The organism is Thiothrix fructosivorans, from assembly GCF_017349355.1.
In the GTDB taxonomy this organism is placed as follows: Bacteria; Pseudomonadota; Gammaproteobacteria; order Thiotrichales; family Thiotrichaceae; genus Thiothrix; species Thiothrix fructosivorans.
Genome location: NZ_JAFMPM010000008.1, coordinates 511811 through 525291, shown reverse-complemented (window position 1 = coordinate 525291; position 13481 = coordinate 511811). Strand labels below are relative to the sequence as shown.

General features: G+C 50.7%; 15 protein-coding genes. 10 read left to right on the top strand and 5 right to left on the bottom strand.

Annotation, left to right across the window (positions count from 1 at the left end):
• Positions 1 to 57: 57 nt before the first annotated feature.
• Positions 58 to 1920: a phosphomethylpyrimidine synthase ThiC gene (gene thiC / locus J1836_RS16855; RefSeq protein WP_242632896.1), complete on the top strand. Its 1863-nt coding sequence runs from the start codon at positions 58 to 60 to the stop codon at positions 1918 to 1920.
• A gap of 198 nt (positions 1921 to 2118) precedes the next feature.
• Here the strand turns inward: thiC and J1836_RS16850 are convergent, their stop codons facing one another.
• Together J1836_RS16850 and J1836_RS16845 are read right to left on the bottom strand one after the other, a co-directional pair.
• Positions 2119 to 3240: a S1C family serine protease gene (locus tag J1836_RS16850; protein WP_207252282.1), complete on the bottom strand. Its 1122-nt coding sequence runs from the start codon at positions 3238 to 3240 to the stop codon at positions 2119 to 2121.
• A gap of 4 nt (positions 3241 to 3244) precedes the next feature.
• A complete protein-coding gene (locus tag J1836_RS16845; RefSeq protein ID WP_242632895.1) occupies positions 3245 to 4201 on the bottom strand; it encodes an esterase-like activity of phytase family protein in 957 nt (318 codons plus the stop codon).
• 131 nt (positions 4202 to 4332) lie between these two features.
• On the opposite strand from J1836_RS16845, the gene J1836_RS16840 reads away from it, so the two are divergent.
• From J1836_RS16840 to comJ, 4 genes are all read left to right on the top strand, one after another.
• Positions 4333 to 4599 carry a GlsB/YeaQ/YmgE family stress response membrane protein gene (locus tag J1836_RS16840; protein WP_207252281.1) on the top strand — a complete coding sequence of 89 codons (267 nt, stop codon included), beginning with the start codon at positions 4333 to 4335 and terminating at the stop codon, positions 4597 to 4599.
• 69 nt (positions 4600 to 4668) lie between these two features.
• Entirely contained in the window at positions 4669 to 5592 is a 924-nt protein-coding gene (locus J1836_RS16835) for a restriction endonuclease (protein ID WP_207252280.1), read from the top strand.
• Between the two features lie 188 nt (positions 5593 to 5780).
• Complete coding sequence (locus tag J1836_RS16830; RefSeq protein ID WP_207252279.1) at positions 5781 to 6503, top strand: NucA/NucB deoxyribonuclease domain-containing protein; 723 nt, start codon at positions 5781 to 5783, stop codon at positions 6501 to 6503.
• A 6-nt stretch (positions 6504 to 6509) separates the two neighbouring features.
• Positions 6510 to 6962 carry a competence protein ComJ gene (comJ, locus tag J1836_RS16825; RefSeq protein ID WP_207252278.1) on the top strand — a complete coding sequence of 151 codons (453 nt, stop codon included), beginning with the start codon at positions 6510 to 6512 and terminating at the stop codon, positions 6960 to 6962.
• Between the two features lie 51 nt (positions 6963 to 7013).
• Here the strand turns inward: comJ and clpB are convergent, their stop codons facing one another.
• A complete protein-coding gene (gene clpB / locus J1836_RS16820) occupies positions 7014 to 9623 on the bottom strand; it encodes an ATP-dependent chaperone ClpB (protein WP_207252277.1) in 2610 nt (869 codons plus the stop codon).
• Between the two features lie 174 nt (positions 9624 to 9797).
• On the opposite strand from clpB, the gene J1836_RS16815 reads away from it, so the two are divergent.
• Positions 9798 to 10034 (top strand): AbrB/MazE/SpoVT family DNA-binding domain-containing protein, encoded by a 237-nt coding sequence (locus J1836_RS16815; RefSeq protein ID WP_207252276.1) that lies wholly within the window; start codon positions 9798 to 9800, stop codon positions 10032 to 10034.
• On the top strand, positions 10031 to 10447 hold the full coding sequence (locus J1836_RS16810; protein WP_207252275.1) for a type II toxin-antitoxin system VapC family toxin: 417 nt from the start codon (positions 10031 to 10033) through the stop codon (positions 10445 to 10447). The genes J1836_RS16815 and J1836_RS16810 overlap by 4 nt, the downstream gene beginning before the upstream one ends.
• Positions 10448 to 10468: 21 nt before the next feature.
• Here the strand turns inward: J1836_RS16810 and J1836_RS16805 are convergent, their stop codons facing one another.
• Positions 10469 to 10801, bottom strand: a complete 333-nt coding sequence (locus tag J1836_RS16805) for a helix-turn-helix domain-containing protein (RefSeq protein ID WP_207252274.1) — start codon at positions 10799 to 10801, stop codon at positions 10469 to 10471.
• Between J1836_RS16805 and J1836_RS16800 the strand changes: the two genes are divergently transcribed.
• Entirely contained in the window at positions 10780 to 11751 is a 972-nt protein-coding gene (locus J1836_RS16800; RefSeq protein WP_207252273.1) for a hypothetical protein, read from the top strand. The two genes, J1836_RS16805 and J1836_RS16800, sit on opposite strands and share 22 nt — an antisense overlap.
• Before the next feature lie 118 nt (positions 11752 to 11869).
• Positions 11870 to 12088: a ribbon-helix-helix domain-containing protein gene (locus J1836_RS16795; protein ID WP_207252272.1), complete on the top strand. Its 219-nt coding sequence runs from the start codon at positions 11870 to 11872 to the stop codon at positions 12086 to 12088.
• A 47-nt stretch (positions 12089 to 12135) separates the two neighbouring features.
• On the opposite strand, the gene J1836_RS16790 is transcribed toward J1836_RS16795, so the two are convergent.
• Positions 12136 to 12873, bottom strand: a complete 738-nt coding sequence (locus J1836_RS16790) for a GNAT family N-acetyltransferase (RefSeq protein ID WP_207252271.1) — start codon at positions 12871 to 12873, stop codon at positions 12136 to 12138.
• A 56-nt stretch (positions 12874 to 12929) separates the two neighbouring features.
• On the opposite strand from J1836_RS16790, the gene J1836_RS16785 reads away from it, so the two are divergent.
• The gene (locus tag J1836_RS16785; RefSeq protein WP_207252270.1) at positions 12930 to 13454 is read left to right on the top strand and encodes an anthrone oxygenase family protein; all 525 of its coding nucleotides are present in this window, start codon (positions 12930 to 12932) and stop codon (positions 13452 to 13454) included.
• Positions 13455 to 13481 lie beyond the last annotated feature (27 nt).

The following is a 13481-nucleotide window of genomic DNA, read 5'->3' as shown; positions in this document are numbered from 1 at the left end:
GATTGGTGATGAATCTGTTACAGTCCACCACCTATGTGTCATGGAGCATAAACACGAATGAGTGCAATACCCGAGTCCTTCCTCAAAAAGACCGCTGAACTGTCCAGCGAAGTTACCCAACCGTTCCCTAATTCGCGCAAGGTGTATGTGCAAGGTTCACGCCCTGACCTACGCGTTGGGATACGTGAAATTGACCAATCCGCCACCGCTGCCAGTTTTGGTGCGGAAGAAAACCCACCGATTCCGGTATATGACACCTCTGGTCCGTTCACTGACCCCAACGTCACCATCAATTTGCTGGAAGGCATTCCCGATGTACGCCTGAACTGGATTCTGGAACGCAACGACACCGAACAGCTCGGCGGTCCCACCTCCGAGTTCGGCACGGCTCGCCAGAATGACCCGAAATTAGCGCACCTACGTTTTGCACATTTGCGTGCGCCGCGTCGCGCCAAAGCAGGCAGAAATGTCTCGCAAATGCACTATGCCCGCCAAGGCATGATTACGCCGGAGATGGAATACGTCGCCATCCGCGAAAACTTGCGTTTGCAAGAATTGCGCAATGACCCACGTTATACCAAGTTACTGCGTCAACACGGCGGACAAGCATGGGGCGCAAACTTGCCTGCGGAAGTCACCCCAGAATTCGTGCGTTCCGAAGTGGCTGCGGGTCGAGCGATTATCCCTGCCAACATCAACCACCCCGAACTCGAACCGATGATTATCGGGCGCAATTTCCGCGTCAAAATCAACACCAATATCGGCAATTCAGCCGTTTCCTCTTCCATTGAAGAAGAAGTCGAAAAAATGGCATGGTCTGCCCGCTGGGGCGGCGACACCTTGATGGATTTATCCACTGGCAAAAATATTCACGAAACCCGCGAATGGATTCTGCGCAACGCCCCGATGCCTATCGGCACAGTGCCCATCTATCAAGCACTGGAAAAAGTGAATGGCAAAGCCGAAGATCTAACGTGGGAAATCTTCCGCGACACCCTGATCGAACAAGCCGAACAAGGCGTGGATTATTTTACCATCCACGCAGGCGTGCGTTTGGCATACGTACCCATGACGGCAGAACGCCTCACGGGCATCGTGTCACGCGGCGGCTCAATCATGGCGAAATGGTGCTTGGCGCATCACCAAGAAAACTTCTTGTACACCCATTTTGAAGACATCTGCGAGATCATGAAAGCTTACGACGTGAGCTTCTCGCTGGGTGACGGTTTGCGCCCTGGCTCTGCTGCGGATGCCAATGACCAAGCGCAATTTGCTGAACTGGAAACCTTGGGTGAATTGACCAAAATCGCATGGCAACACGACGTGCAAGTGATGATCGAAGGTCCCGGTCACGTCCCCTTGCACATGGTCAAAGAAAACATGGACAAGGAATTGCAGGATTGCTTTGAAGCGCCCTTCTACACCTTGGGGCCTTTGGTCACGGACATTGCACCCGGTTACGATCACATTACGTCTGGCATTGGTGCGGCAAATATTGGCTGGTACGGTTGCGCGATGCTGTGCTACGTCACCCCCAAAGAGCATTTGGGCTTGCCAAATAAGGAAGATGTGCGCGTCGGCATTATCACCTATAAAATCTCCGCTCATGCGGCAGATCTGGCAAAAGGCTGGCCGGGCGCACAGATACGCGATAATGCCATGTCGAAAGCGCGGTTCGAGTTCCGCTGGGAAGACCAGTTCAATCTGGGGCTAGATCCGGATCGGGCGCGTGAATACCACGATGAAACCTTGCCGAAAGATTCTGCCAAAGTGGCACACTTCTGCTCGATGTGTGGTCCACATTTCTGCTCGATGAAAATCACCCAAGACGTGCGCGATTACGCCGCACAGCAAAAGGGTATGCAGGAAAAAGCGGTGGAATTCGTGAAATTGGGTGGCAAACTCTACCACGAGGCATAACGGAAAACGCCCATCGAAACAGGGGGAATCGATGGGCGTAAAGTTCTGAAAGCTTCTCAACCAAGTCACTAGATAAGGAGATTCAGTGGCTTGGATTATACAAGCTGATTAGAAAAATTGGTCATGATTTATTTCTATATAAAACAACTCATTAATCTTAATGATAACTGAACAAAAGTGATAAACTGTTCTCAGCGGCTAACGCAATAACGACAGCACCACATCCACTTCCAGCACTTGTTTACCCTCGCGCAACAAACCTACCCGCACCGTGCTGTTCTGGGTGTAATTATCCAAAAGACTATTTAAATCATTGGTATTACTCACAGGCTTACCGTCAATCGTTTGGATAATGTCGCCCAGTATTAAGTCGTCATTTGCGGTAATCTGCGTCCCGCGCAACCCTACTTGTGCAGCAGGTGAATTCGGTTGTACGCGCAGCACTAACACCCCTTGAGTATTCAGTTTGGCGTTAATTTTTTCGCTGATCGTGTCATCCATCGCCACACCCAGCACAGGGCGCGTGTAACGCCCATCTTTCACCAAACGCGGCACGACACGGTTTACCACATCCACCGGAATCGCAAATCCAATTCCCGCCGATGCACCGGATGGGCTATAAATCGCCACATTCACCCCAATCAAGCGCCCTGCACTGTCCAACAATGGTCCCCCAGAATTGCCGGGATTAATAGCTGCATCGGTTTGAATTAAACCCTCCATGCTACCACCCTCTTCCGCATCAATACTGCGCCGCAAGGCAGAAATCACCCCCGCCGTTAAGGTGTGATCCAAGCCGAAGGGATTGCCAATCGCCAACACATGCTGCCCAACGCGCAAATCGCTGCTGCTGCCAACTTGCACGGGTGGTGGCATATCCGCTAATGAACGCAAACGCAATACCGCCAAATCATGTTCAGGGCTTGCACCCACCACATCCGCATCAAACACACGCTGATCAGCAAGGCGAATCTTCGCCGTATCCTGCCCTTTCACAACGTGGTAATTGGTCACGACATGCCCCGATTTATCCCACACAAAGCCCGTCCCTGTGCCTTGTGGAATTTCGCGTACATCACGACTCCACAGATTTAAGACGCGCTCCACCGTGGTAATAAACACCACCGAAGGGCTATTACGCTCAAAAATCTCAATGGTCGCTTGCTCAGCTTCCGCCAAATCACCCCGTGCGGTCACAGTACGCGGTGTGCCCCTGCTATCGCCATTAAACCACGCCACCCACACCGGTTGCGCCACCCACAGCAGCAATACCGCCAACAAAACCCACAGAAACACTGACACGGAACGGTTATCACGCATACACTTAAGTACCTACATCAAGGGTGAACAAGGTCAAGGTTGTTGACAAGAAATCCTCGCCGCCGTCATCGCTAACCATCAAATATTGATTGCCCTGAATATGGGTTAGCCCTTCAAAATTATCAACCAGCACATAGTTGGAAAATACCTTCAAATCCTGTGCCGCGCAAATGCCCGCTTTAGCACAGTGCTGCAAATCCAAATAACGCAAGCTCACCACCAATGGGCTAAGAATGCCCGACCATGCCCGTTCTATGATGAGCATATTGCCGTCAGGCAAGGCTTCCAACGCACTAATCCCGCTATTGTCGGTCGGATAGGCTTTGAATGACCAACGTTGCCCTTTGGTGGAATAGAGCGTGTGTACATCCGCTGCTTGCCCACGCAATGGCTGTTCGGGCGAGGTAATAAAGCCGTAACGCGGGTGAAAAGTAACCGACTCCAACGAATCATTGCCGTGCTGGTACGCCCGTTTATCACGCAACGCTGTCGGTAATTCGACATTATTAAGCGCCTGACCTTGCGGGGTGAAACGAATAATGCGCGGCACGCCTTCCAGCGCAATCACCAATTGGGAATCACCCCGCTTCCCATTGGCAGCATTTAACAGGGTTAAACCTTCCGAATCGCGCCGCCCTTTTTTCACCTGGTCCCCCTCGGCATCGCTCAGATTAGCCGCATACACGGGGTCAACCGCCTTGATGCGATTGCCATCCAACGTCAGCCGGAAATGGAACACACGCCCTTTGTCGGAAATGGCGTAGAGCAACTGTTCATCGCTATCCCATGCCAGCCCTGACAATTCAGCAATGGTGATGCCATTGATGGTCTCAGGCGGTATCGTGACGCTACTCTGCACTTCCAACAGCGGTCGCGTGGCTGCCATGCTGTCCGATATTCCCATGAACGGTAATAACCACAGCAAGATTAATCGCCACCCTTTTTTATTTATTTCTGTCATTCATCACCTGAACACGACCGTTAATAGTCCTAATAAATACAATTACATAAAATCGCCAAAATTAATGCCTATACTCTTTGTTGGCAGTTGCCGAAACACATAAATTTACCACAGTTCAAAGGAGTCTACTTATGAGTGCGGAGATTACTCAAATTCTAATCATGTTGGGCATCGGCGCAGTTGCTGGCTGGTTAGCTGGGATCATCATGAAAGGCGCAGGTTTTGGCCTGATTGGTAACATCGTTGTCGGTATCGTTGGCTCAGTCATCGGTACATTCGTGGGTGGCATCTTGTCGGTTAATTTAGGCGTTGGCCCATTGCTTGGCACGCTGATCTGGGCTGTAATAGGTGCGGTTATCCTATTGTTCATTATTGGGTTGGTCAAGCGAGCCGCTTAAACGCTTAGATCTTCCCCACATACCAACAAAAGCGCGACCTTGGTCGCGCTTTTTGTGTGATAGAGAAATATGCCCATACCTGACTACCAAACCTTGATGCGCCCCCTGTTGCAACTCGCGGCAGATGGACAAGAACATAAACTGCGCGATGCCGTCGCCACGCTTGCCAACCAATACCGCTTGACGGAAGCCGAACGCACCGAAATTCTCCCCAGTGGCACGCAATCGGTGTTTGGCAATCGCGTAGGTTGGGCACGTTCCTATCTCAAACAAGCGGGGGCATTACGTTCACCCCGACGTGGTTATTTCGTGATTACCACACGCGGGCAGCAATTACTCAACGCTAACCCAGTCAGCATCCGCATTGCCACTCTAGCAGCCTTCCCCGAATTTCAGGACTTCAAAAACCGCCGCCACTCCAGTAAAACCGACCACGGGCAAACACTGAACATGGATTCCGAGGTGATTTTCGACGATACCCCCGAAGACATCCTCGCCTCCGCCCACCGTTTGTTATGCCGCAACCTTGAACAAGAAGTGCTGGAAACCGTAAAAGAAGCCTCGCCGACTTTCTTTGAAAAACTGGTGGTCGATTTGCTGATCAAAATGGGTTACGGCGGCAATCGTCAGGATGCCGGTCGCGCCATTGGCAAAAGCGGCGACGGCGGCATTGACGGTATCATCAACGAAGACCGCTTGGGCGTAGATGTGCTGTACATGCAGGCCAAACGCTGGGAAGCGACGGTGGGTCGCCCTGAAATTCAGAAGTTTGCAGGGGCGTTGCAAGGGCAACGTGCCAAGAAAGGGATATTCATGACGACCTCCAACTTTTCCCGTGAGGCTAAGGAATATGCTCGCTCGATTGAGACGCGGATTATTTTGATTGACGGCGAAAAGCTCGCGGCGTTGATGGTGGAATACAATGTGGGCGTATCGGTGGTTGAGCATTACGAGGTGAAGAAGGTGGATACGGATTATTTTGAGGGGGGATAAAACGTAGGATGGGTGTCGTCCCTCACCCCATTCTACGCAATTACACTATTTGAAAGAAATAATCATCAATAATAGATAAACAACCTTTTATCATAAGAAAAACACCACCAATCATATAGACGCCAATATTTTGTAACTTTATGACATAGGCCCCACCGTGATTAAAGACTTTTTTTGCAGGAAGCAATATGGCAGACACAATAACAGGCTCATCATCACCTTCACCCTCTACTAATTACACACAGCATTGGCCATTACAATCCCCTCAAAGCAATGGTAATTTTGAACAAGCATTGTCTGAACGTACAAATCCCAGATCTCCAACACATGAAGAATATCAGGAAGCCTTGTCGTGGTCTGAAGGGCAATCATTGGAATCTGCGAAAGCACGAATGGAGTTTATCCGCCCCTTAGTGGAAGCGCTCTTTCCAGACATTCAGGGCATCGGGGAAAATGTGATTAAAGCCCAGCAGTCGTGGAATGAAGGAGAATATTTATCAGCGACAGGGGCTGTTTTGGCTGGAACAGTGGAGAACATTCCGGCCGGAAAAGTTGCAAAAATAGCAAGCAAAGCTGATAGCCTTACTGTTGCAAAGGATGTTGTTGTTTCAAGTTCAAAATATCCAGAAACATCTCAACATATCCGAGAGGCTATTCAAGCCGGTCATCCCGATGTGCTGACCATTGATCGAAGTCAAGCATCGGCAAGACGTGCAGCAGCACTTGAAGGATATAAAAAAGTACCGAACAAACAATTGGATGAATATCCACCCGCAATGTTTAAGGAAGGTGGTCAAGGAGCTAGTGTAAAAGCTGTTAACCCTAGTGATAACATGGGCGCGGGAGCGTGCATAGGCAACCAGTGCAGAGGACTTGTCGATGGTTCTAAGATTAAAATAACAGCTGAGTAATCCAGTATGAAGAAAATCACTGTGAATATCAGTTACGCACAAATCGCTGTTTTTGACCCAGCGTTGTCTCAACCTTTTAATAACTGGTCTCCAGCACATACAGCACAAGGCTTTGCGTGGCGGGATGGCAGCGTATCTTTCAGAACACTCAGGGATGTTATGCGCTGCAATATTGTGGTATCCGATGCCACAACATTTTCTCCGTCACCAAACAGTATCCGTAGCATTCAAGTTCCTTTTCGTATACCAGCGTCCGGGCAAGTGGAAATTGCCAGCATTGAGGACAGTGCAGTAGTGGAACTTCCACCGGGTGAAGTGGCGTTGTACTGCGAAATGTCATCCGCTGATGAAATCAGGTTTAGTTTTGTGAGGGGTATACCCGCAGCGTTTCAGTTACTACATGTTGATGATCAGCTTTCACCATGCTATCCGCTACTGACAACGGCAGAACCTGCCTAAAACCACGATCCGGCGGGTGAAGCTCTTCAAGCACCACCCGCCGCAAGAAGATTAGGCTTGGTCAGGCTCCACCAACGCCGTAAACGTCAGCCTGCCATCTGCCACATTCACCGCAATCGTATCCCCCGGCATAAACTTGCTGCTGAGGATTTGCTGTGCCAGCGGATTTTCCACTTGCTGCTGAATAGCGCGTTTGAGCGGACGAGCACCATACACAGGATCAAAGCCCGCTTCCGCCAACAAATCCAACGCCGCATCGGTAATCTGAATCCCCAAATCCCGCGCCGCCAACCGCTTACGAAGGTTATTAAGCTGAATATCCGCAATCTTGCGGATTTCTGCCTGATCCAGCGGATGGAATACCACTGTTTCGTCAATGCGGTTGATGAATTCAGGGCGGAAATGCGTGCCGACCACCTCCATCACCGCTGCTTTCATGCGCTCGTAGTTGGCTTCGCCCGACATCTCTTGAATGAGGTGCGAACCAAGGTTGGAGGTCATGATGATCACGGTGTTGCGGAAATCCACGGTGCGCCCTTGCCCGTCGGTCAAACGCCCGTCGTCCAGCACTTGCAGCAGCACGTTGAATACGTCGGGATGGGCTTTTTCCACCTCGTCCAGCAAGATCACGGAGTACGGGCGGCGGCGCACCGCTTCGGTCAAATAGCCGCCTTCTTCATAGCCGACGTAACCCGGAGGCGCACCGATCAGGCGGGCAACGGAATGTTTTTCCATGAATTCGGACATATCAATCCGTACCATCGCGTCGTCGGTGTCGAACAGGAAAGTCGCCAACGCCTTGGTGAGTTCGGTTTTACCCACGCCCGTAGGCCCCAAGAACAGGAACGAACCACTGGGGCGATTAGGGTCGGAAAGCCCAGCACGCGCACGGCGGATGGCGTTGGATACCGCGACCACCGCTTCGGTTTGCCCGATCACGCGCTTGGCAAGCACTTCTTCCATTTTCAGCAGCTTGTCCTTTTCGCCTTCGAGCATTTTGCTGACGGGGATGCCTGTCCAGCGTGACACGATGTCGGCAATTTCGTCTTCCGTCACCTTGGTTTTCAGCAATTTGGGCGCTTTGGATTCGGTGTGGGCGGCGGCATCGTCGGCTTGCGCCAACTGGCTTTCGAGTTCAGGAATACGCCCGTATTGCAGTTCCGCCATGCGTTGCAAATTGCCCGCACGTCGGGCGGTTTCAAATTCGAGCCGCGCTTGGTCGAGGGCTTCCTTGATGTGGGATGTGCCTTGCACGTCGGCTTTTTCGCTTTTCCAGATTTCTTCCAGATCGGCAGATTCGATTTCCAGACGGTCGATTTCAGCCTGCAAGTCGGCGAGACGTTTTTTGGAAGCGTCGTCGGATTCCTTTTTCAAGGCTTCGCGTTCGATCTTGAGCTGGATCAGGCGGCGGTCGAGCTTGTCGATCACTTCTGGTTTGGAGTCGATTTCGACACGGATGCGGGATGCAGCTTCGTCGATCAGGTCGATGGCTTTGTCCGGCAACTGGCGATCGGTAATGTAACGGTGCGATAACGTGGCTGCTGCAACCAGCGCAGGGTCGGTGATTTCTACGCCATGATGCACTTCGTATTTTTCCTGCAAGCCGCGCAGGATGGCGATGGTGTCTTCCACCGTCGGTTCATCGACCAGCACTTTCTGGAAGCGGCGTTCGAGTGCGGCATCTTTTTCGATGTACTGGCGGTATTCGTCGAGCGTGGTAGCACCCAAGCAATGCAATTCACCGCGTGCGAGGGCAGGCTTAAGCATATTGCCTGCGTCCATTGCGCCGTCGGCTTTGCCTGCGCCGACCATGGTGTGCAATTCGTCGATGAACAGGATGATATTGCCTTCGGCTTTGGCGATGTCGTTGAGCACGGCTTTGAGGCGTTCTTCAAAGTCGCCACGGTATTTTGTGCCAGCCAGCAATGCGCCAAGGTCGAGCGAGAGCAGGCGTTTGCCTTTCATGCCTTCGGACACTTCGCCGTTAACGATGCGTTGCGCCAAGCCTTCGACCAGCGCGGTTTTACCCACGCCCGGTTCGCCGATCAGCACGGGGTTATTTTTGGTGCGGCGTTGCAGGATTTGCACCATGCGGCGGATTTCTTCGTCACGCCCGATGATCGGGTCGATCTTGCCCTGTTCGGCGCGTTCGGTGAGGTCGATGGTGTATTTATCCAAGGCTTGGCGTTGGTCTTCGGCATTGGGGTCGTTGACCGTTTGTCCGCCGCGCATCCCTTCGATGGCTTTTTCCACCGCGCCTTTGGTTGCACCAGTTTCACGCAACAGATTGCCGAGCGTGCCTTTGTCTTCCAGTCCGGCGAGGATAAAGAGTTCGGAGGAAATGTATTGGTCTTTGCGTTGCTGAGCGATTTTGTCGGTAACGTTCAGCAGCTTGCTGAGGTCGTTGGACACATGCACGCTACCCGCATCGCCGCCGGAAACGCTGGCAAGACGCTCAACCGCTTCGCCGAGTTTCGAGCGCAATTGGTTGACGTTGACATCAGCTTTGGTCAGCAGACCGCGAGTAGAACCGCCTTCCTGATCAAGCAGGGCAATCATCAGGTGGATGGGTTCGATGAATTGGTGATCACGCCCTAACGCGAGCGATTGCGCGTCTTGCAGGGCGAGTTGGAACTTGCTGGTGAGTTTGTCCATTCTCATGTGGGCTACCTGTTTATGTGGGTTGGACGCGAGTGCGTCGGATGAGACAAATCTGGGGTGGGAAGTGGGGGAATTCAAGGTGAGGTTGTGGATAAGTTTGATGTAGGTCAGGTTTGTTGTCCAAATCAAAACACGATGCTATTCTTACTGGGTATTACTTTTGAAGGTATTCTCATGGCAATCGTTACCTCCGTCACCAGTAAGGGACAAGTCACTATCCCCTTGAAACTCCGCCAGCAACTGGGCATTCGTGCAGGCAGCAAAGTGGTGTTTGAGTGGGTGCGTGATCATCTGGAAATCAAGGTAAAAAGCACGCCTGTTGATGTTCCCTCTAGCGGATTTGGTTTGCTAAAAAGCAAGCGTAAAGCTGTGCCTGCTGACTTTGACCCTGCCAGTTTGTTGCAAAAATGATTGGACTAGATACCAATATTCTTGCCCGCTATTACATTGAGGATGAGGACGATAAGGAAGCCACGCATCAGCGTTTAGCCGCCCAACGACTCATCGAGTCAGGCAAGCCGTTGATGGTAGCCAAAACTGTCATGCTGGAATTTGAATGGGTAATGCGCGGTTATTACCATTTTGAAGCTGCTGAGATTGTGACCGTCTTCAAACATTTGCTCACATTGCCGCAGATCACACTGGAAGAGCGAAATGTGGTTGAACAAGCGATTGCCAGTTTTGAACAGGGGTTGGATTTTGCCGATGCTCTGCATCATGCCAGTTATCGGGATTGTGAAGCGATGGCTTCTTTTGATGATCGGAAGTTTGCCCGCCGTGCCAAGCGACTGGGGTTAGTGCCACGAGTGATTGTACCGCAATGAAAAATCTTATATAAATCATGTTTATTGACTTACATGTGCTTGCTTCAGATGACGCAACCATTCCAGAACATTGATTAATTCATCAACGGATAAGTCGTGACTCTCCAGAATGATGTCCGCCAGTTCGTCTGATACGCAGTAGAAATATGCTGCCGGAATACCCAATGCTGCTGCCAAACTTTTAGCTGTCTCGAAAGGCGGTTCATGCGTCCCAGTTTCGTAACGACTGATTCGGGCGCTGCTGCATCCCTCATCCAACCCAATCAACACACCCAAACGATCCTGCGGTAAACCGGCACGTATTCGCGCTGTACGCAAACGAGAACCGAATAATGATTGAGGATGCTTTGACATCCTACGATATTCGTAAATTCTACTTGAGCATTCTCTACGTAATTCGTAGAATTGATGATGTACCGGGCATTTACTTCCTTAATAATCATCAGGAGCATCATCCTATGCAAAAGCATATCCTCAGCACATGCTTGGCAATCTCGCTTATTGCCAACAGTTCATACGTTTTCGCAGACCAAACTATTACTGGTGGCTCATCATCTTCTAGTACAAGTGAAATGTCAGATGGGCAAGCCGCCGCTGTGGTGGGTGGACTTCTCTTGTTAGGTGGAATCATGAGCCTGCACAGCCAAAGCGTTGCTAAAGCGGAAGAAAGCGCCACACAACAAGCAATTAAAGCGGAAGAAACCGCCACGCAACAGGCAACCAAAACCTTGGAACTCAAACCGGGGTACACTTATCTTTGGTCGAATGGCAGCAACGACACTTCACCTGTCATCGAATACGTTGAAAGCTGCACCCCAGCAAAGCAATACAGCGTAACCAGTAAGCTCGTGAATGGCACGGCTGAAGTAGAAGATGGCAATGTCAGCATGAAAAGCGAAAATTGCAACAAAACCTACGATTCCAGAAAAAAATCCATGAGCGAGCAAGCTGGCGATCCTTGGAGCTTGAAAACACGCCACGCACAAGCGGAAGCCAAGAAAAAAGTGGATGAAGCTCACGAGGCAGCAGAATCTAGAGAGCAAGAAACAAGAAAGGCACAGGCTGAAAGCCAACGACGATCAGCAGCAAGCGCCAAAGGCTGTTCAGGACTATACATCAACAAAAAAGTTGAGCGTAGAACTAGGAACACAATAAGCCTCTTTGGCATGAGTGCTTCTAACACGAACTTGCACACTTATACTATTGTAGGTTTAGACCCCGCTAGTCAGCAAATAACACTTCGTGATACTTATAGTGGAGAGTTAAGTAACTCATCGTGTTTAAGTGTTCAACTGATGGAATAACGATCAAGATAGGAAATCGGGGAATATATCCCGATTTCCTTGTAATTTCCCGTGCGGAACTCAAGCGTTTGGGCTATGAAGTCATCACACCGGAACAGATACTGAGGTTATTAAGAGCATGACAACGTTATCCATCCGTTTACCCGAAGACATGGCGGAAAAGCTCAAGCGTATCGCCAAATTCCGCGACATCAGCCTGAACAAGCTCATGTTTGAATTATCGGTGCAAGTATTAGCTGAGGAAGAAGCCAAACAACGCTTTATAGCGGCAAAGTTACGCGGCAACCCCAAGCGGGCATTACAACTGCTGGATGAACTGGATGCTTTAGGTGTGTAAACACAGGCAAAATTGAGTAAAGATCGTGGATGCCCTCCGATATTCAGCTAATATCGGGCAGACTCATCAAGTTGCGCCAACCAAAAATCCCGTTCCGCCTTCAGCGCATCCAACCCATCGACTAGCCCCAACTTGTCACGCCGCCAAACTTCATTCCGATACCAAGCATATTTCAAGCGGATATACATCTGGTCATAAACATCCACAAAACCAAACAGATGATGCCAATGACGACTACTGTCGTTACAAATGTGGTAAGCACTACTCAATGTCTCGACACCCATCACAGCGAGATGATTAACCACCGAGGCAACCATACTGGTGGCAATTTTCTGACGTTGATAAGCAGGCACAACACACAACAAATCCAAGCACACCTCCCCCGCCTCGTCTGTCAGCAATAACGTCAGCCCAATAATGCTACCATCCTCAGCCAATGCCATCACAGAAGCAGGATATGGTACGCCGCGCTTCCCAGCAAAATAACCGCTAATACTATGGGCAGCGAACTCCCGAACATGGCTCTCGTTCCAGTCACAGAATTCAACCGTGTCATGAAAAGCGTCAAAGAAGGTTTCAGCCATTTCTTGCTGTCGGCTAGGGTCAAGCGCAACCAAACGGCAAACAGGCGACACTACCCGTGCCACCACCCTTAACTGGGTAACAACATGATTTTCACGCGGCGTAATAACCGCATGATCATCCCAATATTCCACCTTGTAACCGAACGGCTGCTCCATCAGATGGTACTCCTCGACAGTCATGGGAATACGTTGATGCTTCATTAGACTGACTCCAAAAATCCAGACGCGTATACTCTACCCCTTTTTAGCCCAAAACCATGAACCCAAAAATCCTCCTCATCCCGCAACTCCTCGCCACCATTTTGCTAGGCATCCTCTGTGGCGTATTTACAGCCTTCACGCTGGATGTTGCCCCCGCCCTTCAACAAGTGGATGCCACCACGTACACCCAAATGCAGCAACACCTCAACCAAACCCCGCGCAACCTCGGTTTTGCCTTACTGTTTTTCGGCGCAACCCTCTTTCCCTTTGTCTCGGCAGGCATGGCAGCGTGGAAAAGCCAACGCCGCGTGGCGCTGTATTGGCTGATCGTGGCACTGGTGCATTTCATCGGGGTCTATTGGGTCAGCATCGTCATCAACATTCCGCTGCATCAAGAAATATTGGGCTGGAATCCAGCAGCACTACCCTCAGACTGGCAAAGCACGCGGGATGGTTGGGCAAATGGCAACCTCATCCGCACGCTCACCGAAGGTGCGTGTTTTATCGGCGCATTGACATTGGTAGTATTACGTAGCTGGCTGGCTGCACAACCGGTTTACGTGATGCGCAGACAGAATTGATACCGCAAAAGCACCGTAAACTTCACT